This window comes from Alteromonas sp. BL110 (assembly GCF_003443615.1).
Classification (GTDB): domain Bacteria; phylum Pseudomonadota; class Gammaproteobacteria; order Enterobacterales; family Alteromonadaceae; genus Alteromonas.
Map to the genome: position 1 here is coordinate 4340525 of NZ_CP031967.1, position 21819 is coordinate 4362343.

The 21819-nt window shown below is 43.9% G+C and carries 19 protein-coding genes; 10 read left to right on the plus strand and 9 right to left on the minus strand.

Features of this window, described 5'->3' with window-relative positions:
* Positions 1-184: 184 nt before the first annotated feature.
* On the plus strand, positions 185-1204 hold the full coding sequence (locus tag D1814_RS18885; RefSeq protein ID WP_118495181.1) for a CobW family GTP-binding protein: 1020 nt from the start codon (positions 185-187) through the stop codon (positions 1202-1204).
* 22 nt (positions 1205-1226) lie between these two features.
* Here the strand turns inward: D1814_RS18885 and D1814_RS18890 are convergent, their stop codons facing one another.
* Both D1814_RS18890 and D1814_RS18895 read right to left on the minus strand, forming a co-directional pair.
* Entirely contained in the window at positions 1227-2549 is a 1323-nt protein-coding gene (locus tag D1814_RS18890) for a dihydroorotase (RefSeq protein ID WP_118495182.1), read from the minus strand.
* Positions 2550-2583: 34 nt separating this feature from the next.
* Positions 2584-3036, minus strand: coding sequence for a Fur family transcriptional regulator (locus D1814_RS18895; RefSeq protein ID WP_118495440.1), 453 nt, complete (start codon positions 3034-3036; stop codon positions 2584-2586).
* A 326-nt stretch (positions 3037-3362) separates the two neighbouring features.
* Between D1814_RS18895 and D1814_RS18900 the strand changes: the two genes are divergently transcribed.
* Positions 3363-3755 carry a DUF3718 domain-containing protein gene (locus D1814_RS18900; RefSeq protein WP_118495183.1) on the plus strand — a complete coding sequence of 131 codons (393 nt, stop codon included), beginning with the start codon at positions 3363-3365 and terminating at the stop codon, positions 3753-3755.
* A 154-nt stretch (positions 3756-3909) separates the two neighbouring features.
* Here the strand turns inward: D1814_RS18900 and D1814_RS18905 are convergent, their stop codons facing one another.
* Both D1814_RS18905 and D1814_RS18910 read right to left on the minus strand, forming a co-directional pair.
* The gene (locus tag D1814_RS18905; protein ID WP_118495184.1) at positions 3910-5427 is read right to left on the minus strand and encodes a mannitol dehydrogenase family protein; all 1518 of its coding nucleotides are present in this window, start codon (positions 5425-5427) and stop codon (positions 3910-3912) included.
* A gap of 10 nt (positions 5428-5437) precedes the next feature.
* Positions 5438-7153 carry a purine-cytosine permease family protein gene (locus D1814_RS18910; RefSeq protein ID WP_118495185.1) on the minus strand — a complete coding sequence of 572 codons (1716 nt, stop codon included), beginning with the start codon at positions 7151-7153 and terminating at the stop codon, positions 5438-5440.
* 459 nt (positions 7154-7612) lie between these two features.
* On the opposite strand from D1814_RS18910, the gene D1814_RS18915 reads away from it, so the two are divergent.
* The 4 genes from D1814_RS18915 (at position 7613) to D1814_RS18930 (ending at position 10721) form a co-directional block, all read left to right on the plus strand.
* Positions 7613-8308, plus strand: coding sequence for an HAD family hydrolase (locus D1814_RS18915; protein ID WP_118495186.1), 696 nt, complete (start codon positions 7613-7615; stop codon positions 8306-8308).
* Positions 8301-9257 carry a sugar-binding transcriptional regulator gene (locus D1814_RS18920; RefSeq protein ID WP_118495187.1) on the plus strand — a complete coding sequence of 319 codons (957 nt, stop codon included), beginning with the start codon at positions 8301-8303 and terminating at the stop codon, positions 9255-9257. The genes D1814_RS18915 and D1814_RS18920 overlap by 8 nt, the downstream gene beginning before the upstream one ends.
* Positions 9258-9613: 356 nt before the next feature.
* The gene (locus D1814_RS18925) at positions 9614-10012 is read left to right on the plus strand and encodes a DUF3718 domain-containing protein (protein ID WP_118495188.1); all 399 of its coding nucleotides are present in this window, start codon (positions 9614-9616) and stop codon (positions 10010-10012) included.
* Positions 10013-10322: 310 nt separating this feature from the next.
* Complete coding sequence (locus tag D1814_RS18930) at positions 10323-10721, plus strand: DUF3718 domain-containing protein (protein WP_118495189.1); 399 nt, start codon at positions 10323-10325, stop codon at positions 10719-10721.
* A 460-nt stretch (positions 10722-11181) separates the two neighbouring features.
* On the opposite strand, the gene D1814_RS18940 is transcribed toward D1814_RS18930, so the two are convergent.
* The 3 genes from D1814_RS18940 to D1814_RS18950 all read right to left on the minus strand — a co-directional run bounded on the left by D1814_RS18940 (position 11182) and on the right by D1814_RS18950 (position 16466).
* Complete coding sequence (locus D1814_RS18940) at positions 11182-12981, minus strand: acyl-CoA dehydrogenase C-terminal domain-containing protein (RefSeq protein ID WP_118495190.1); 1800 nt, start codon at positions 12979-12981, stop codon at positions 11182-11184.
* 9 nt (positions 12982-12990) lie between these two features.
* Positions 12991-14172: an acetyl-CoA C-acyltransferase gene (locus tag D1814_RS18945; RefSeq protein ID WP_118495191.1), complete on the minus strand. Its 1182-nt coding sequence runs from the start codon at positions 14170-14172 to the stop codon at positions 12991-12993.
* Between the two features lie 170 nt (positions 14173-14342).
* A complete protein-coding gene (locus tag D1814_RS18950; RefSeq protein WP_118495192.1) occupies positions 14343-16466 on the minus strand; it encodes a 3-hydroxyacyl-CoA dehydrogenase NAD-binding domain-containing protein in 2124 nt (707 codons plus the stop codon).
* Between the two features lie 244 nt (positions 16467-16710).
* Between D1814_RS18950 and D1814_RS18955 the strand changes: the two genes are divergently transcribed.
* The 3 genes from D1814_RS18955 (at position 16711) to D1814_RS18965 (ending at position 18906) form a co-directional block, all read left to right on the plus strand.
* The gene (locus D1814_RS18955; RefSeq protein WP_118495193.1) at positions 16711-17625 is read left to right on the plus strand and encodes a haloalkane dehalogenase; all 915 of its coding nucleotides are present in this window, start codon (positions 16711-16713) and stop codon (positions 17623-17625) included.
* Between the two features lie 60 nt (positions 17626-17685).
* The gene (locus D1814_RS18960; RefSeq protein ID WP_118495194.1) at positions 17686-18450 is read left to right on the plus strand and encodes an SDR family NAD(P)-dependent oxidoreductase; all 765 of its coding nucleotides are present in this window, start codon (positions 17686-17688) and stop codon (positions 18448-18450) included.
* Positions 18451-18627: 177 nt separating this feature from the next.
* The gene (locus tag D1814_RS18965; protein WP_147402520.1) at positions 18628-18906 is read left to right on the plus strand and encodes a hypothetical protein; all 279 of its coding nucleotides are present in this window, start codon (positions 18628-18630) and stop codon (positions 18904-18906) included.
* Positions 18907-18926: 20 nt separating this feature from the next.
* Here the strand turns inward: D1814_RS18965 and D1814_RS18970 are convergent, their stop codons facing one another.
* Both D1814_RS18970 and D1814_RS18975 read right to left on the minus strand, forming a co-directional pair.
* Positions 18927-19268, minus strand: coding sequence for a CCC motif membrane protein (locus D1814_RS18970; protein ID WP_118495196.1), 342 nt, complete (start codon positions 19266-19268; stop codon positions 18927-18929).
* A gap of 77 nt (positions 19269-19345) precedes the next feature.
* Positions 19346-19711 (minus strand): DUF4870 domain-containing protein, encoded by a 366-nt coding sequence (locus D1814_RS18975; protein WP_118495197.1) that lies wholly within the window; start codon positions 19709-19711, stop codon positions 19346-19348.
* 185 nt (positions 19712-19896) lie between these two features.
* Here D1814_RS18975 and D1814_RS18980 point away from each other — a divergent pair, with 185 nt between their 5' ends.
* Complete coding sequence (locus D1814_RS18980) at positions 19897-21717, plus strand: M2 family metallopeptidase (RefSeq protein ID WP_118495198.1); 1821 nt, start codon at positions 19897-19899, stop codon at positions 21715-21717.
* The last annotated feature ends 102 nt before the right edge of the window (positions 21718-21819 follow it).

Below are 21819 nucleotides of genomic sequence, written 5' to 3' on the forward strand. Positions count from 1 at the left end.
ACCTTAATTTCCTTGTTAAGACGGATGAATAAATGTTGAGATAACTAGTAAAACTGGGCATGCTTGGCCCTCAAATGTTATATTATAACATATCTGGTTTGTATTATGGGGCTAAGCCTATTGGTGTGATAGCCTATAGTTCTACATATCAACAACTCGTCGCATAGTGAGAGCAACTATAAATATGATTAAAGCAGTACCTACTAACATCATTACGGGCTTTCTAGGTGTGGGAAAAACATCCGCTCTACTACACTTTTTAAAGCAAAAACCTTCAAACGAGCGTTGGGCCATTCTAATAAACGAGTTCGGCGAGATAGGTATTGATGGTGCGCTTGTACAAGGTATGCAAACTGGAAAGTCTACTTCCGCTTTTGAAAATGCGCAGAAAGTATTTATAAAAGAGGTGCCAGGCGGCTGTATGTGCTGCGCCGCAGGCTTACCTATGCAAATAGCATTAAATCAATTGCTCGCCCAGTCTAAACCCGACCGTTTACTGATTGAACCCACTGGGTTAGGACACCCTGTAGAAGTTATGCAAACCTTAAGCGCTGAACACTATCAAGACGTGCTGGATATTCAGCGTACTATCACGTTAGTTGATGCAAGAAAGCTAACCGACCCTCGCTATACCAGGCATGCTACGTTTAATCAGCAAATTGATATTGCCGATGTAATTGTAGGAAATAAATGCGATCTTTACGGGCAAAATGAAGAAGAAAACTTAACGCACTATGCCGTAAATAGAGGCAAGCAGAACACACCTATAGTACTTTGCGAACATGGTGAAATACCGTTTGCTGTATTACAGGGAAAATCGGATGCGCTTTTAGAGATGAATGCACATGCCCACCATCACCACAATAGCGAGCCTACACTTTCAATTAACGAACGACCTTTTCCCGATTCAGGCTTTTTAAAAATCGAAAATGAAGGGGAAGGTTTTAAAACTGTGGGATGGCGCTACTCCCCCTCCATAGAATTCGATAGAAATGCGCTATTAACCTGGATAAATAAGCTAGAAGTAGAACGCTTAAAAGCGGTAATGATCACAAGCACAGGCATATTTAGCTACAACCTTGCAGACGGCGACTTAGTTGAAAGTGAGCTAAGTGAATGTGCTGAAAGTAAAATTGAAATTATTGCTGCTAACGTTAATACCGATTGGGATGATGAATTAGCCGCCTGTGTTCATATCGGATAATCACGCACTCCACAGACGTGACTTAAGGCCTTGCATATTTTATCTCTCCGTTCACCAATGTATAGTATGTTTCGCCATACAGGGTTTTGTTGATAAAGGGCGAGTTTTGTGACTTGGAAGCAAAAAATGAAGGCGTTACTGTAAACGGCGTATTTAAATCAAATAGCGCCAAGTCTGCGTTTGCGCCTTCTTTAATTCGTCCGCATTTAATATTAAATATCGCACCAGCTTGCTTACTCATAAGATCAATAGCAGTATTTAAATTAAGCTTTCCTGTTTTAACAAAATGCGTGTAGATAAGCGCAAATGCGGTCTCTAACCCTATAATACCAAAGGGCGCTTTCTCAATAGGCAAGGCTTTTTCATGAGGAGCGTGGTCAGTTGCAATAGCATCAATTATCCCTTCTGTTAACGCCTCTCGACACGCAAGCATATCGTGTTTAGAACGAAGGGGCGGGTTCATTTTCCAATTTGCGTCAAGCGTACCATCAGCCTTAACGAGTATATCTTCATCGCAAAGCAATAAATGATGAGGTGAAACCTCTACAGTTACATTAGCCCCTTTTGCTTTTGCCTGTCTAATAGCCTCTATCGAGTCAGCGGTAGAAACGTGTAAAACGTGATAATGCCCACCTGTTTCTGCACTGTAATCACACCCCCGCTTTACATGTACCGACTCTGAGGATGCCTTAATCCCCTTAACATTATGTTTTCTAGATACATCTCCTTCGTGGATAGCGCCGCCGTTTGATAACCTTTCATCTTCGCTATGATCGAGCACTGGTATCCCAAGCGCTTTGGCGTTGATAAGTGCCTGCTTAAACAAGCTGTTATTTTGAACGCCTTTACCATCGTCAGTAATGGCAACGGCGCCTGCTGCTTGGAGAGTTTCAAAATCTGTTATCTCTTTCCCTTCTAACCCCTTTGAGAGCGCCCCTGTCGGATAAACTTTACACAGCCCCGTCGTGCTGGCTTTTTCTACCATAAAGGCAATTGTATCTTCATTATCAGCTGTGGGCGTTGTATTTGGCATTGATACTACCGAAGTAAATCCGCCTTTTACTGCTGCGCGGCTACCGGAGGCAATATCTTCTTTGTACTCCATGCCTGGCTCTCTAAAGTGTACTTGGGGGTCAAGCAAACCGGGAGAGAGGAATAAACCCGTCGCATCAATTACTTTTTCAGAAGGTTTTTCGGTAGAAGTTCCTTGTGGCGCGGGTAATGGACATTCTGAAATCTGGACAATTTTGCCCTTTTCAATAGCAAGTGAAATGCTGACAAGGTCGTGGCCATTTCCTCCCAACAAATGAGATGTAGTTAAAGCGTTATTAATTATGATCTTCATAGGTCCCTTCGTATAAAGCAATTAAAATTTGGGATTATTGGCAGCGCGCGCAAATACATGCGACTTCTAGGTGAGGCGTTATAATCTCGCATTTAAACGCTTGCGCTTGTTGGACAAGATGTTCATAAACAACAGGCTCTACAATAGACTCTTCTACTGCGCCACAGCGAACACAAATTAGAAACTGAGAATACCCATGGTGTTCACAGCATTTAGCACGAGCACATCCAATATACTTATTATTGAGGTTAAGTTTGTGAACTAAATTTGCCTCTGACAGGAATTCAAGTGCTCGATAAATAGTCATTGGTTTGATATTTTCGTTATGCTGCTTTGCGCACAAATCTTTTATTTCATAGGCCGAAAGTGGAGAAGACGCTTCAATTAATATATTGAGTACCTGCTTGCGCTTCTGAGTTAAACGCAATCCGTCTTCCTCACATTTATCCTGAGCTATAGCAAGTAAGTTTTGAAATCGTTGATCCATTCTATCCTCAATCTGAAAGCGGCGAACGTAATGACCTAAGGCCCCTCGGTTGAAGGCAAACAACCAAACATCTACTGTTACAGTATAACATAACAACAGCATTATAAAATGAGTTGTATGAAACATGTCCGCATTTTGATTAACTACTACCTAAGCGCTTTTGTCGTGGCAGTTCGGGCTCGCCTAGGGTTAACTAATAACGCTTTTACCCACTTTTGATATAAAGATACATACCAAAGTATTAGCTAACGTATTTTTCTTAATTCAGCTTTATCGTTTAATTATCCCAACAAAAACAACTATTAAATTTACTTGAGGAATTAGCCATGTTGAAAATAGTTAAAGCTTCTCTTGTTATTGCTGGGACTTTCGGTGTGTCATCAGTAGCACACGCTGATGTTGGCGAGGCATTGGCAAATATATGTACCATTGTGCAGGCCGACGATAAAGGCGAGCTTAGAAAGAAGATGCGTGCAGTTCAGTCTGATTATCGAATGAAACTAAAAGACTACTATTCGGGCGTAAGCTGCAGCGGTAATAGCCTTATCCGTACAGCGATGTTAAATAATGCAGTAGAGGCCGGAGAATTGCTGGTTAAAAAGATGCCAAAAAGCGACCTGCAAGCCCCTGAAGCTGACGGTAAAACCTTGCAAGCATGGGTGGCCGAAAACGGCTTGCAAGACAGTCCTATTGCAGCAGTACTCAACGAGCGGCTGTAAGACAATTTCACACCATGTGAACCAGTTCAACATGGTTGCAGAGAAATCTGCACTTTAAGAAGCGACCTTCGGGTCGCTTTTTCTTTGCAGAAAGGAAATAAAAAAGGAGAGTTAATATTAACTCTCCTTTTGTTTATCTATGAGTAACTAATACCTAACTAGCTTTAGCCACCGCTAGCTTATCTTCAGAAACCGTTTCACTTATTGAAAGCACTGGCTCATTTTGGTAAATACGCGCTAAGAAAGCTTTATACCCTTTTGCAAATTCTTCGTTTTGAGCAAGCTCGCCAAACACTTCCTCTATCTTCAAGAAGCTTAAGCTGTCTGTCTCATTTTTCTGAGCAGCGCGATGAAGCATATCAGACAATACGTCGTTAATTTCTAGCGGCTTTCCATCTTGAGACGCGTGTTTATCTGAATAATACGACCAACACGCGACGACTAAGGCACTAATACTTACATCGCGCCCTGCTGCTAAGTTATCTCGCACCGTAGGCAGCAAAAATACCGGTAGTTTGGCTGAACTTTCTAAACAAATACGCGCCAATGTATCTTTGATGAAAGGGTTTGAAAAACGAGAAATTAACGTATCGCGATAATCAAATACATCAATGCCTTCAACTTGATCAAGCGTAGGCATTACCTCTTTTTCCATAAAAATAGACAATAGTTGCTTTAACTGCGCTGCTTCTACACTCTCGTGGATAGTATCTAGGCCGGCAACTGAACCAACTAACCCTAGAACTGAATGCCCGGCATTGAGCATGCGTAGCTTTAACTTTTCATAAGGCGCTACGTCGCTAACAAACTGTGCACCCACTTCGTCGAATTGTGGCTTAGTGTTACAAAAGTCATTTTCAATAACCCACTGATCGAAAGGCTCACACACTACAGGCCAGCTATCTTCAATACCCTGCGCTTTTAATGTAACAATATCTTCGCTTGTGGTAGCAGGTGTAATTCTGTCTACCATAGAGTTAGGAAAACTGACATTTTCGTTAACCCATTGCGCTAATGCTTGATCAAATAGCTCAATGTAGGCTAGCAGCATCTTCTTCAATACATGGCCATTGTGCTGGATGTTGTCACAAGACATAACGGTAAAAGGCTTAACGTTATTTTCCTTACGCTTTTTAATAGCAGCAACTAAATAACCAAACACTAGTCTTGGATTTTTGGGGTTTTCAATGTCATGAATAACGTCTGGGTTAGTGGTAATAAACTCCCCCGTAGACGCATCAAAGTTATAACCACCTTCCGTAATAGTCAAAGAAACAATACGTACCTCAGCCTCAGACATTTTATCTATAACTGCTTGAGGGTCGTCTGGCGCCATCATAAATCCAGTCATTGCACCTATAACTGATGCAACGCGTGAGCCGTCATTGTGTTTTTCAACTAGGGTATAAAGGTTATCCTGCTCATCGAACACTTTTTTCATTGCTCGGTCGTTTTCACGAAGACCGACGCCGCAAATGCCCCAAGACAAATCGCCGGTTTTTGCCATCAGCCTGTCTACGTACATGGCTTCATGTGCACGATGAAATCCGCCTACCCCAATGTGAATGATACCTGTTTGAACATTCTCCACATCATAGGCTGGGCCCTGAATACCAGCCGGTAACGACGGTAAATTAGCTTTATTTAATAAAATAGACGTTTGAGATTGCATAAAAACCTTATTAGCTTTGAAGCGCTTTCTGACGACGCATCGCCCAATACGCTGTAACGAAATAGATAACGGTGCACGCGAACCCTATATTGAAAAATAGATCTCGGTTCGACTCGTACACGGCAAGCGTGTCACTAAGAGAAAAAGTTTTAATTGCAAGCGCAATGGACACAAGCAAGCTAGCCACAGATGTAAGGCGCAATAATTTAGTTACCGCGCTGATATCTTCAACGTGATCGTTTTCTAACGCCGCTTCTTGCTGTTGGTGTGCTTCAACGCGCGCATCGAAAGCCTCTACCTGCGCTTCTTGTTCTGGGTAAGACTGTTTTGCACCATACTTGGCTGCAAGCACCGTATATACCGCAATAGTAAAGAACCAGGTTGGTATAAACAGGTAGTAGAATGAAATAACATCTAGCGCATTTAAACCAAAGCCGAACACAAGTCCCAAGCCCCAACTAGCAACAGCTGGCGTACTATGGGTAAGACTTTGATAGTGAGCCCAGTAGCGTGTATATCCAATGCGTGGGAAAATCATATGCTCTGCAAATACTATTGCACCCACTGGAACAACCAGTAGCCCAGCATAAGTTAATAGTGGTAACAACTTGGTAAATACGAATGGGAAACAAGCAATAGCTACCGTGACCATACCTACAATCGCCGTGGTTTTGGTGCGTGATTTATCTTTAAAAATAGCTTGTGCAGCAAGTCCAGCACGATAAAGGTTAGCGTTTGCGGTTGTCCAACCTGCAACGATAACGATAACAAGACCTGATAAACCTAGCGCGTGGAAAGCAACATCGCCTGGGTCGAGTTCAACAATAGATTTTTGAACGATAACCGCAGTTCCAGCCCCCATAATTCCTGCTGAAATCCATGCAACATAGTGGCCAAATAACATACCAGCTGATGTGCAAAGGCCGTAGCGTTTGCGCTTTGCAAATCGAAGTAGCGCCATGTCGATAAGACCGAAATGGGTGATGGTATTTGCTGCCCACGAGAAGCCAATAACTTCTAATAAGCCGATACCTGGTTCACCACTTTGCGTTAATCCCGTCCATACCGACGTACTTCCGATATGCATAAAGTCATCCCATGATGTTAAAAAGGTTTGCCCTATTACTGATTCGGCCAAAGCAGGCATAAGGATAAGTGGTCCACAGATAAACATTGTGAATAACCAAGGTGCACAAATGCGAGAGAAGTCCGATACGGCGTTAAATCCGTACATGGCAACAAACACAACGATAACGCCTACTGCTAACACTACAGCAACAAAGGCTAAATTAGTCGGGTACCAGTTCAACTGCGCAGGGATATTTAAGGCAAAGCGCACCGCCGTTGCCGACACGGTAATCATCGCAGCGGATATCACGGTAAATATGACCACATTCGCCCAATTATAGAGCTTGGTCATTGAGTCACCTGCTATCTTCTGAAGATAAGAGTACAGGCTCAAACGGGTTTCAACAGCTATAGGTGTTGTGATAAGTGTCCAGCTTAAAACAGCCAGTAGGTTACCAATAAGTAAGCCTAACAAGATATCGGTCATGGTGGCGCCTAAGGCGACAAACGTTGCACCAAAAACAAATTCTGTTGCAGCAACATGTTCACCGGCATACAAGCCCATGAAATGCTTCCATCCCTTTAATTTATGTTTAGCGACAGGGAGTTGCTCATCGCTTACTTGTGAAATATCAATATCGCTCGACGTTGACTTCATCTTCAAATCTCTTGTTGTAGGTGGCCGTCCCTTATTTAAAAATCACTTTTGAGCATTCGCTCACTATATGGGACATATCTCATTTCGGTAGATATTTGCACATGGAAGTACAATTGTAAATACCTATTAACAAAACAAAGTGCGATGTTAGTACATTTTTAACACAGTATTATTTGCTATTTTTTCGCCAAAATAGCGCTTATACGAAGCTAATCCTTTGAACTTACGAGAAAATGGCGAGACAGTAATTGTTAAAAAGTTGAATAATAAAGATACGCTTTCACTATGCTCTTTACCAAAGTGTTTTAAAAGGTAGAAAGCAAAGCACCAATTCCTTTACACTTAGGCAAATGTACACGCTGTTTTATTATGTCATTACCAACCTGATGGTATGTTCTTTTCCTTTTGGTAGTGAAGTCTTCGTATAACTGGTGTTTTTGATATGAGGAAAAGTAACCTTTGCAAACAACTACCGTAAAGTTAGTGATCTTTGATTGTGACGGTGTACTCATTGATAGCGAAGTGTTGTCTATGGAAGCTTGGCAGGAAGTTCTAACGGACTATAACATTTCTTTATCGAAGCAGTACTTTATCGATCACTTTCTTGGTAAAAGCGTAGAACACGTAGAGAAGATACTAACAACCCACTTTTGCTTTGAGTTGACTGACGCAGTTATAGAGGGCTTTCATGCTCTGCTCTATGAAAAGTTTGAGCACTCATTGCGAAGGACGCCAGGCGTCATTAACGTACTGTCAAATCTTGATGCCCATAACATTCCCTATTGTGTCGCCACGAGCAGCTCTCCCGAAAGGACGACTAAAGCGTTAAAAAGCACCGGCCTTTTCTCTTATTTTGAGGGACGTATTTTCACGCGCTCTATGGTAAAGAACGGTAAACCAGCACCAGACCTGTTTTTACATGCTGCGGCAACAATGGGGATAAAACCTGAAAACTGCTTAGTTATTGAAGACTCTCAGCCCGGTTTAGCCGCAGCAGTAGCCGCCAAGATGAACTCCTTTCATTTTACCGGTGGTGCACATTTACATAGCGATATAAAAGCTGGTACTACAAATGACAGCAAATCTCTCAATTCATGGGACGAATTTTATTCTCTTCTCCCTGACATTTTCGACGCGAGAAAAATAAATGAGTAAGAAAGCACAAAACGAACTCAACAAACTAGACGAAGCCGCAAGAGCAGGATGGATGTATTACGTTGGGGGCAAAACACAAGACGAAATTGCGAAGACACTCAACACATCACGCCAGAGCGCTCAGCGTCTTGTGGCATTATCTATGTCAGAAGGCTTGGTTAAGGTGCGTTTAGAGCATCCCATAGCCAGATGCATGGAGCTGGCGCAAGGCATTAAAGAAAAGTTTGGGCTCACGTTTTGCGAAGTGGTACCCAACGTCGATGAAGACCCAAACTCTACTCAGGGTCTCGGCCAAGCAGGAGCTGCGGCCATAGAGCGTGCCCTTAAATTTGATACGCCACAAACTATTGCTTTTGGCACAGGGCGCGTTCTTCGAGCGTGTGCAGATGAACTATCTATTCTTCATTGTCCCCAGCATAAAATAGTGTCGCTTGTAGGCAATATTGCAGATAACGGCGAAGCAACACGATATGATGTTGCCGTTCACGTTGCTGATAGAGTAAAAGCGCAGCATTACCCCATGCCGACACCGGTTATAGCCTCAAGTAAATCAGAACGCGAAGTGTGGCAGCAACAACAGCATATATCACGCATTCACTCGCTTGCCGAGCAGGCAGATATTAGTTTTGTTGGTATCGGCAATTTAGGGAGCGTATCGCCGCTTTACAAAGACGGCTTTATCGGTGATGACGAATTAGGCGTATTGTCTGACTCTGGCGCGTGTGGCGAAATAATAAGTTGGATCTTTAATGAAGAAGGCGCACTCATAAAATGCGATATTAATGAAAGAGTGACAAGCTTTAAATTGAAAGCTACGCCAGAAAAGCCTGTTATTGGCGTGGCAGCGGGCGATAGTAAATTTAAAGCAATAAGGGGCGCACTTCGCTCTAAGTTTTTGAATGGCCTTATCACAACAGAACGTACAGCATCAGCATTACTCGAAATTTAACACTATCTCTCACCGAGTAAACAAACAAATTTGATGAACTATTAGTGCCAACCTACTAAGACTAACTGGGCGCTAATTCGCTTTTCGACATAGTTAAAATGCAAAAAAACGGCATCAAACGCTGTTTTTTTGCACTTTATTTGATGCTTTAACAATTGATACTCAAAAGCCCTCTATCTCGCCAACGCCTTTAATACTAAAGGCTATAGCGCTCCCCTACCCACTTACACCTTTAGTATAAGGTATTAGCCGATATACTTAGTTATTTCAGTGAGTATTTTTTAAGCGCTTTGGTTGTTTTTTAATTAATCCCGAACAAACAAACCGATTAATAAAACAAACGAAGGAATTTAACCATGTTGAAAATCGTTAAAACCTCTCTAGTAATTGCAGCCTCTACTCTAGCTTTTTCTAACACAGTTCATGCTGACGACGTAAACGAGGCTTTGGCAAATATCTGTACTATTGTACAAGCTGACGATAAGAGCGAACTGCGAAAAAAAATGCGTCGCGTTCAGTCTGACTTCAAATTGAAACTACGCGATTATTACGCAGGTGTTTCTTGCGGTGGACAAAGTCTTATTCGAACAGCACTTACTAGTAACGCTGTGGAAGTAGGCACATTGCTTGTGAAAAAAATGCCTAGTAAAGACCTAACGCAACCAGAGTCGGACGGTAAAACCTTGCAAGCATGGATTGCAGAACAAGGCTTACAAAGCTCGCCAATCTCAGCGGAGCTTAACGACAGGATTTAGATACCGTTTTCACAACGCCATGTGAACCAATTCAACATGGTAGCAGTACACGCTGCGCTCAAGGCCCCTCTGCTACGGGGCCTTTTTTATTGCCTTTTCTCTACAGCTTACCCTTTGTAGTTTAATACGAATGCTTTGGTAGCAAAAACGTCGACTGAGATAATTAGCGAAGGAGCAAACGTATATTTGAAAGGTATACTTTGGTATACCCTGTTATTTTACAACATGTTTTTCAGTAACTTAGATTCAGGTTTAATACATCTCAACGAACAAACATAATCTTAATAACAACAAACGAAGGAATTTAACCATGTTGAAAATCGTTAAAACTTCTCTAGTAATTGCGGCATCTACTTTAGCTTTTTCTAACGCAGCTCAGGCTAATGACATCAACGAAGCACTTGCGAACATCTGTACTATTGTTCAGGCAGATGACAAGGGTGAACTTCGTAAGAAAATGCGTAGCGTTCAGTCAGACTACAAACTTAAACTTCGCGACTACTACTCGGGTATTTCATGCAATGGTCAAAGCCTTATTCGCACAGCGATCACAAACAATGCAGTTGAAGTAGGTACTCTGCTTGTAAAGAAAATGCCGAGTAAAGACTTAGCTCAGCCAGAGTCAGACGGCAAAACGCTACAAGCTTGGATTGCAGAGCAAGGTCTACAAAGCTCACCTATTTCAGCTGAACTTGACGGCAGAATTTAATACAACAAATTAATCACACCATGTGATACAGCAGTTCAACATGGTAGCGGCAGGACGCCGCACTGGAGGCCCCTTTTAGGGGCCTCACCCCTTTCTAAGCCTCTATAAAATCTATCACTTCTTTTTATAACCATTCAGGCTTTTCCCCGTGTAACCAATGCGACGCGCTGGAACTAAACCACGTTGTAATGAGCGGTACATGGTGTTCAATTCTATCTCACACACTTATATCAAACGCATCATCCTGCTCTCCCCATAATAATAGCGTTGGGCAATGATCAACCTTTGAGTATTGAGAGAAAACCAATGTACTCTCTTTCTCTAAGTTACTTTAAAAAACAAAAAAGGCCGAGTGAAAGAACATAGCCAATGATTAATGGTTCAATCATTTTCTCGGCTACGTTATTTTCTCGGCCTTTAGTACGTTTTATATTAGCGCACTTTTTTCAACTTTATGTGGTTACTCTATGGCAAACATACTCTCTGGCATAGACATTAGGTTGTCAGCGCCTGACTGCATTGCAGAAACCAGTGAGCGAGTGCGTGTCAACAAGCGGTCAAAATAGAACCCTGTTGTTAGGATCTTGCTTTTGTAGAACTCAGTTTCTGTACTACCCGCATCAAGTTGCTCTTGCGCTTTCACCGCCATTTTAAGCCAGAAGTAAGCCACGGTTACGTAGCCCGAGTACATTAGGTAGTCAACAGATGCTGCACCAATCTCATCAGGGTTTGACGCCGCAGCTTTACCAATATCCATGGTAATTTGTTGCCACTCATCAAGATGAGAGTTCAGGGCATTCGTCCAAGCGCTAAACTGCGCGTTATCGCGAAGTGAGTTACAGTAGTCGCGTACTTCTTGTACAAATACATTAAGCAGCTCACCGTTAGACCCCATCACTTTACGTCCCAGCAGGTCTACTGCTTGAATACCAGTGGTCCCTTCGTACATGGTACAAATGCGTGTATCCCGCGCCAGCTGCTCCATGCCCCATTCTTTAATAAAGCCATGACCGCCGTAAACCTGCATGCCATAGCTAGTTGCTTCTTGAGCCGTTTCGGTCAAAAACGCTTTAACAATAGGCGTTAAGAAAGCAAGTTTAGCTTCTGCGACCTGCTTTGCTGCTGCATCATCGCCGTAGAGCGTGACATCAACCATTTGCATGCAGTACGCCGCTAACGCTCGGTTGCCTTCAGCAAACGCTTTTTGTGTTAGTAGCATACGGCGCACATCAGGGTGCACAATAATTGGATCGGCAGGGCCATCAGGGTTTTTACGTCCAGTTAGTGAGCGAAACTGGATGCGGTCTTTTGCGTAGCGCAATGCGCCCTGGAAAGATGCTTCAGATGCAGCAAGACCTTCTAGTCCAGTACCAATACGCGCGGTATTCATAAAAGTGAACATGCAGTTTAAGCCACGGTTAGGTGGACCAATTAAGAAGCCTTTAGCACCATCAAAGTTGATGACACAGGTAGCACTGGCTTTAATACCCATCTTATGTTCAATACTGCCACAGGCCACTGCGTTTCGATCTTGTTTTTCACCATCTTCAGATACGTTGAACTTTGGTACAACAAACAGCGAAATACCTTTTGTACCCTCTGGCGCATCAGGTAAGCGCGCCAACACAATGTGTACGATATTCTCAGACATATCGTGCTCACCGGCAGAGATAAAGATTTTTGTGCCTGTTAAGCTGTAGCTGCCATCTTCTTGAGGTTCGGCACGGCATTTAAGCATACCTAAATCTGAGCCACAGTGTGCTTCAGTTAGGCACATTGTGCCTGTCCACTCACCGCTAACCAGTTTTTCAAGAAACATTTTTTGCTGCAGCTCAGTACCGTGCGCTTTTAGCGTTTCCATACAGCCCTGACTTAGGCCTGGGTACATAGCCCAAGAATGGTTAGCGCCAGAAAACCATTCCGCGATAATAGAAGATAAAGAGTAAGGTAGCGCCTGGCCACCGAACTCTTCTGGATGAGACATACTTGGCCAACCACCTTCAACGTAGGTCTGGTAAGCTTCTTTAAAACCTTTTGGCGTTGTTACTTCACCGTCAACCCACTGACACCCTTCTTCATCGCCTGATGCATTAATTGGTGCAAGCGTGTTTTCCGAAAATTTAGCCGCTTCAGCAAAAATAGCAGACACTAAGTCTTCAGACGCTTCATCGAAACCCAGTTTTTGATAGTGACTTTGATAATCTAATAGCTCATGTGTTACAAACATGGCGTCACGTTGTGGAGCTTTATAACCTTCCATACCCAATACCTATATAACTTCAAATAGACCAGCGGCGCCCATGCCGCCACCGATACACATGGTGCAAACTACATATTTTGCACCGCGTCGTTTACCTTCGATGAGTGCGTGACCCACCATGCGAGCACCGCTCATGCCGTAAGGGTGACCGATAGAAATGGCACCACCGTTAACGTTTAATAATTCGTCTGGAATGCCTAACTTATCGCGACAATACAGGACCTGTACTGCAAACGCTTCATTAAGCTCCCATAGACCGATATCGTCCATGGTTAATCCATGCTGCTTTAATAGCTTAGGAATGGCGAACACTGGGCCAATTCCCATTTCATCTGGCTCACAGCCTGCCACTGCAATACCGCGATAAATACCAAGGGGCTGGGCACTACCTATTGCCGCCGACTGTTCATCCATAATTACTGTTGCACTCGCGCCATCAGAAAGCTGGCTTGCGTTACCTGCGGTAATACAACCACCTTCGATAACTGGATTAAGTGACTTAAGCCCTTCCAATGTTGTTTCTGGGCGATTGCCTTCGTCTTTTGACAAAGTCACTTCTCGCTCAGAGGTTTCACCAGTTTCTTTGTTAAATACCGTTTGAACTGCGGTAATAGGAACAATTTCATCGTCAAATTTACCCGCTTCTTGGGCCGCTGCCGTGCGCATTTGGCTTTGATAACCGTACTCATCTTGTACATCGCGGCTAATGTTATAGCGCTTACCCACCACTTCTGCGGTTTGAAGCATAGGCATGTAAATGTCTTTGTGCTTAGCAACGAGTGCAGGGTCAACGGCGCGGAACATATTCATGTTCTTGTTCTGTACTAATGAAATTGAATCTAAGCCACCTGCAACCATAACATTGGTGTCGCCAGTGCGAATTGAGTTTGCAGCTGTAGCAATTGCGTACATACCAGAGCTACATTGACGGTCTAGCGTCATGCCAGCTACAGTCACAGGTAATCCACCAGCAAGACCAGCTAAGCGACCTATATTCATGCCGCCGCTACCTTGAGTAAGTGCCGCGCCCATGACTACATCGTCTACGCTGGCAGGGTCGATACCCGCACGAGCAACAGCATTTTGAATGGCATGACCACCTAAAGAAGGGGCCGGCAAGTTGTTTAGCGCACCTTTATAGGCGCGGCCAATTGGCGTACGTGCTGTACTTACAATAACTGCATCGCGCATTGTAATGTTCCTTTCAGTTGGGCTGAACGTTCAGCCTAAATTTTGCTAGCGCTCTTTTTTTAGAATCAGCTTCCTGACCAGTTTCTTACATCGGGCGCATAGCGTTATTTAAAATTTTTTAAAACGGCGTAAAGCATTCGATGCTTACGCCGTCAACGTTTCACTTATGCCTACTTAGGTTGGTAACTTTTAAATGTGCCGCCTTCCTGCGCTAACTTCACAAGTAAGTCACTCGGCTCGAGCCACATTTTTCCGTACTCACCTAGCTGATCGCGATAGGTCGTTAGCTTATCTAAAATAGTGCCAAGCCCTACTTCATCGGCGTATTGCATCGGGCCGCCGCGATACACAGGGAAGCCGTAGCCGTAAACATAGATCACGTCAATATCGCTAGATTTAGCTGCAATGCCCTCTTCTAATATGGCAGCACCTTCGTTAATCAATGAGTACATAACGCGGACAAGAATTTCTTCATCGCTAATGTCTGAGCGCTGAACAACACCTAAGCGCTCTGCTTCTTGCTTAGCAATTTCTAATACATCAGGGTCTGGAATAGGGACTCGACTGCCCGGCTCATAGTTATAGGCACCACGACCGGTTTTTAGACCGTTGCGGCCCATTTCAACAAGGCGATCTGCTACTGCGCCATACGCCGGGTCGTGAGAAATGTGCTCTTGTCGAGACTGGCGAACGTAATAGCCGATATCTAACCCTGCCATATCTCCCATGGTGAAAGGTCCCATTGGCATGCCAAATTCGGTAAGCACGCGGTCGACCTGTTCAGGCGTTGCTCCTTCTAGCAATAACCGGTTGGCTTCGCGGCCGTAAGGCTCGATCATACGGTTGCCCACAAACCCGAAGCATACGCCTACTAAAACAGCGACCTTCCTGATTTTCTTAGCCATCTTCATACAAGTTTTAATAACTTCAGCAGACGTCTTTTCAGCCTTAACGACTTCAAGTAGCTTCATTACATTGGCTGGCGAGAAGAAGTGAAGCCCAATGACATCTTCAGGGCGCGATGTGGCTGTCGCGATTTCGTCAATATCTAGGGTAGATGTGTTAGAGGCGAGTATAGCGCCTGGCTTGCACACTCTATCAAGGGTCGAGAATACTGTTTTCTTTACTTCCATCTTTTCAAAAACAGCTTCAATTACCAGGTCGACATCGGCCAGGTCGTCATAAGAGGTAGTGCCAGAAAGAAGCGCCATTCGACTCTCTACCTGCTCTTGGGTCAACTTACCTTTCTTCGCCGAATTTTCGTAATTCTTACGAATTAGAGCGAGCCCTTTTTCTAACGCTTCTTCTTTGAGCTCTAGCATGGTGACTGGAATACCCGCGTTCGCAAAGTTCATAGCGATGCCGCCACCCATAGTGCCTGCACCGATAATCGCGACTTTTTCTATACTGCGCTCGGGCGTATTTTTATCGAAATCACTTACGTGACCCGCAGCACGCTCGGCAAAAAAGAAATGCTGCTGGGCACGCGCCTGTGGCGTGTTCATACATTCCATGAAGAGTTTGCCTTCATTTTTAAGGCCGCCCTCAAATGCTAGTGTGTACGCACCGCGCACAGCTTCAATACATTTTAATGGCGCAAAGAAACCACGAGTCGCTTTTTTCGTTTGTGCAGTTACTGCATCAAATACCGCCTGCGTTTCATCTGACATGGTTAGCGTTATATCACTCGTTCGCTTAACCGCTTTATCTGGCGTTAATGATTGTAAATACGCTTTTGTATCTTCAAGCAAATGTTCAGGCTTATCGGAAATTTTGTCGAACACACCTGGTAATTTAACAACAGAAGTTGGTTTACCCGTGACAATCATTTGCAGTGAGGTTTGCGCGTCTGCTAGGCGTGGGAGTCGCTGGGTGCCGCCGGCGCCAGGGAGAATACCAAGGTTAACTTCCGGCAAACCGACTTTATTGTCGGCAAAAGTAATGCGATGATGACACGCTAGCGCCACTTCCAAACCACCACCGAACGCAGGCCCTGGAAGCACAGCGATTACGGGTTTCGACGCATTCTCTATCTTGTCTAACACTTCAGGCAGCATGGGAGATAGGTCGCCGCCAGAGAATTCACTAATGTCAGCGCCACCCGAAAAAATAGGGAGTGAAGAAGTAATAACAATTGCACTGACACTTTCGTCGTTAAGTGCGCTATCTATACCTTCTATTAGCCCTACTCTAATAGCGCGGGATAGCGCATTCACGGGCGCACTTTGCATTGTCAGTGTGGCAACGCCTTCTTGTACTGCATATTCTACGGCTTTATTTTCCATCTCGGTCATAACCATGTCCTGTTTATCACGTTAACTGGATGTTATTGCAGTGTTGTTAATCATCCAAGTTTATTGGTGTTATAGACATTTATCATAATTTTTAATAATGACCGCTACCCCTTTTATAAGCTCATCTTCCCGTGTAGCCCCTGACATAGCTTGCTTAAGCTTTAATTGACAGTTTCGCTTACCAATGTTTTTGTTAACAGCAATAGTGAGAATATTACATTTGATTTACAAGGGGTGTTTAATTATGCAGGTCCGTAAAACGCCAGAGAGTGCTTTTGACAATATTAATGATTTTCCTTACCCCCCTAAGTTTGCAGAAGTCACTGATACTATCAGTAGTGAGATTGCGATGGCGTACTATCAGTGCGGCCCTCAAGATGGACATACCATTTTGTTAATGCATGGCGAACCCACATGGGCCTACCTTTATCGAAAAATGATGCCGCTGCTAGCTGACGCAGGGTTTAATGTCATAGCACCAGATCTAATTGGATTCGGCCGTTCTGACAAGCCTGTAAGAAAGGAAGACTATACCTACGCGCGTCACGTGATATGGACAAAAGACTGGTTTACGCAGGTCGTTAAAGGCCCTGTGACCTTGTTTTGCCAAGATTGGGGAGGGCTGATAGGTCTGCGACTCGTTGCAGATATGCCCGAACGCTTTTCCGGCGTAATGGTGTCTAATACTGGATTACCGACAGGAGATCACACGCCAAGTGATACTTTTATTAAATGGCGCCGGTTCTCGCAAGACGTACCGGTTTTTCCAACGTCAAGTATTATCCAAAATGCAGCGACAACCGAGTTAAATCAAGCAACACTTGCTGCCTACGATGCCCCCTTCCCTGACGAGAGTTACAAGGCTGGTGCGCGTATGTTCCCCCTACTTGTTCCTACAATCTCAGACAATGCAGAGGCGCAAGCGAACAGAGATGCTTGGGAAAAACTCAAGCACTACAAAAAACCATTTGTAACGGCTTTCGGTGATAGTGACCCCATCACTAAAGGCGGCGATAAGATATTTCAAAAGCTGGTACCGGGCTGCAAAGGTATGCCTCACACCGTAGTGAAAAACGGCGGGCACTTTATTCAGGAAGATAAAGGCGAAGAGCTAGCTAATCTACTCATTCAGTTTATTAAACAAACACAGCGTAAATAGCTTAATAACAAACCATCGATAGTCATAACATTAACAAATATTAAACACTAGGAGTTTACCATGGACGCGCTACTCGACTTTACCGGACAAGTTGTATTGATTACAGGTGCAGGCAGCGGTTTTGGCCGCTTATTGTCGTTAGGCCTCGCTAACAGAGGCGCAAAACTAGTGCTTTCTGATATAAATCAAACCGCCCTTGAAGAAACGCAGAACGAAATAAATGCGGTAACAGATGTGGTGGTGCTAGCAGGCAATATAGCAAGCGAATCACTCAATAAAGCATTAGTTGATAAAGCTATGGAAACCTTCGGTAGACTAGATATAGCCGTAAATAATGCTGGCATTGCCCATAATCCCGCGCCTGTGCATCAGATGACAGAGGAGATTATTGATTCACAGTTTGCGGTAAACGTTAAAGGGGTAATGTTTGGAATGAAATATCAAATTCCGGTAATGCTCGCACAAAAGCAGGGCCACGTACTTAATGTAAGCTCGCTAGCAGGGTTAGGCGGTGCACCTAAAGGCGGAGCCTACGCCGCAGCAAAACACGCAGTGTCGGGCATAACCCGCACTGCAGCTGTAGAATACGGCCGTAAAAATGTTCGCGTTAATGCTATATGCCCCTTTTATTCACCCACTAATATTTTAAACGTGGATGGTTACAACACCCCTGAAGCGCGGGAACAGCTCGGCATGGGCAGCCCAATGAAACGTTTGGGCGAGCCCCAAGAAATCGTAAATACCATGATGCTAATGTTGTCGCCAGGCAATAGCTATATGAATGGGCAAACAATAGCCGTAGACGGCGGTGTAACTGCATGGTGATGCGTAAAAAAGCCAAGTAACACCTTAAACGTAAGTATAAGAAGCTATACCTTTGTATAACACAGTGTCTTTAGGTTTTTCTCTACTTTAGGTGTAATGAACAAGAACAAACAACGTCGATTAAGGAGGCGAGTGCAACCGCCTCCGCGATCTTTTCTTAGTGTGAAAGAGAAAAATGTGATGAAAAACCTGAGTAAAAACATTTTTTCCACTGCGGGGCTTCTCGCCGTAATAGGAACCTCTACTTTCAGCATCGCACAAGAAACGACGCCTTCAATATCAGGCCTTAAGGTAACTACCGCTTCTCAGAGTTTTAAGAAAATCCGTCAAAACAAATCACTAGCGCTAAGCAAGCTGAAACGTGGTGATCTTCTGCCGTCTCAAAGCCCCACTAAAATGAAAGGTCAATATTTAGTCCACGACGCTTTACCTAGCGATAGCTTCACCAGCAAATAATCAGCTTCGATAAATAGCCGTTAACGTCTATTATTTTCAAGCCCTTCATTCCACCTGCGAACGAATTCGTCAGACCATGCATCCCAGCCAATGGTAGTCAGTGTCCAAATTGTGACACCTAAAATAGCAACGTTTAATACTAAACCTATGTAAGCAATAATTTTTCCTTTGGTAAGCGTCGATGAGTTTGTATATTGCTCGTAAGGAAGGAGTAGGCTTTTCTTAGCGTTGCGAGCCATAAACAGTGACAGCAAAGAGAACACAATAGCAAATCCACCAAAGATAAATAAGGTACAGCTCAGTACCGCAGACCAATAAACAGCACTAGCGCCAGGAATGTTATTATCTGTTTGATTTTGCATTGTGCTTCTCTTCCTTGATTGACAGTTACATCTTTAGCCGGTTAAGTGTTTAAAATGCAGGCACCTTACCGTTATTACTAGCGTTTAATAAACTGAAAGCTTAGCGGGTATACCCACAGCTCGCCTTTATTAGCTTTTACCGCGGCCACTATCGCAAAGATAATGTTCATCAAACCAAGTACGATAAACCCTAATGCGCCAATAATGATAAAAGTTAGAATAAAACAAATCACCGAATAAACGAGCAAGCTCAGCAGCCAATTTGCCGTTACTCTACCGTGCTGGTTGATATCTTCATTCTGATCTTTATGCGCTATCCAAAGCACAATAGGCAGAACAATGCCTAAGCCAGGAATAACAAAGCTGGATAATTGAGAAACATGTATAAGTGTGCAATAGCTGCGGGCATTTAAACCCCAGTAGAGCGGTTCTTCCGTTGACATAATTTTCCTTACTGTTTAGTTGGTATTATTTGATAAATATAGGCGCTTTCAATGTAACCGACATATAACTTAACACGGGCAATATCAATTTTATTTTACAAAACCTACGCTGCGTTACACAATGCTACCGCATGTCTATGTGAACGTCGATTCACTTTAAAATCAAAATAATTAAAGGACAAAGTATGCTAAATCATAAACGTACTCTGATAGCGGCATTAGTAAGCGTATCGCTTATGGGGTGTGGTGAGAGCACAGCACAGACAGAACACAAACCTGAACTTACCGCGCAAGACGCAAAACAATTCTTACAGCAAGCGCAAGATGATATCGCGAAAATGCAAGTGCCGGCTGCCCACGCACAGTGGAGCTATGCGACCAATATCAATTTTGATACTGCTGCGGTCAGCGCCTACTTCAGTGAAGTGCTATCAACAAAAGTGGCTAAGTTAGCAAAAGAAGCGGCTAAATTTAATGATGTAGAGGTTGATACAGATACTCGCAGGCAGCTTGATTTGCTCAAAAACAGCTTAACCATGCCTCCTCCGGCAGATGCCCAAAAGGCAGAGCGCTTGGCTAAAATAGGGTCAGAACTTAGCGCCATGTATGGGTCGGGTGAATACTGCAGCGATGAAGGTAACTGTAAAAGCTTAGTTGAAATGAGTGCAGAAATGGCCACACTACGCGACGCCGACAAACTATTAGAATACTGGACAGGCTGGCGCGAAGTCTCTAAACCCATGGCACCACTTTATGCTGAACAAGTTTCCCTTGCCAACGAAGGTGCAGCAGAACTTGGGTTTGAAAACGTAAGTGCGCTATGGCGTGGTAAATATGACATGCCTGCAGACGACTTCCCAAAAGAATTGGATCGTCTGTGGGCGCAGGTTGAGCCTTTCTACGAGTCTCTTCACTGTCATGTTCGAGCTAAACTTGGTGAGCATTATGGTGAAGATATAGTACCGCAAGACAAGCCAATTCCGGCCCATCTATTGGGCAACATGTGGGCACAGTCATGGGGAAACATCTACGACATCGTCAAGCCTCAACAAGAAATGAAGGTTCCTGACGTAACGAGTGCACTTGCCGCACAAGGGTATGACGAAATAGCCATGGTTAAGCAGGCTGAGTCATTTTTCTCATCCCTTGGCTTTGAAGAACTGCCGGAGACTTTTTGGGAACGTTCAATGTTTCAAAAGCCTGAAGGCCGGGACGTGCAGTGTCACGCTTCCGCATGGGATTTGGATGATAAAGACGATCTTCGCATAAAAATGTGCATTCAAAAGACAGGCGAAGAGTTTAACGTCATTCATCATGAATTAGGCCATAACTATTATCAACGCGCCTATAAAGACCAGCCTCTACTTTATCGTGGCTCAGCAAACGATGGCTTCCACGAAGCCATTGGCGACACAATAGCTCTATCAATTACGCCTAAGTACCTTAAGCAAATTGATTTAATAGATGAGATCCCTGACGCATCAAACGATATCGGTATGCTGATGCAAGTAGCGCTTGATAAAATTGCCTTTATACCTTTTGGTTTGATGGTTGATCAATGGCGTTGGAAGGTCATGTCTGGAGAGGTTACGCCTGAACAATATAACCAGCTTTGGTGGGAATTAAGAGAAAAGTATCAGGGCGTAATGGCGCCAGTTGAGCGTAGTGCTGGTGCCTTTGACCCTGGTGCTAAATATCACGTCCCAGCTAACGTACCTTATACGCGCTACTTCCTTGCTCATATTCTTCAGTTCCAGTTCCATAAGGCGCTGTGTGATATCGCAGGTGATGAAGGCCCGTTGAACCGCTGTTCTATTTACGGCAGTGAAGAGGCAGGTAAAGCACTCAACGAAATGTTGGAAATGGGAATGAGTCAGCCTTGGCAAAATGCCCTTAAGACACTAACAGGCTCGCCCCAAATGGATGCCAGCACCATTACTGACTACTTTGCCCCTCTTAAAACTTGGCTGGATGAGCAAAACGCAACGCGCCAGTGCGGTTGGTAATTCGTGTTGTAAGACTAAATCGCAGCATTATTGCTAACATTTCTAAATAATTAAGCCCCGCTAAAACGGGGCTTTTTTGTACGATTTAAACTTTTGTTCTAT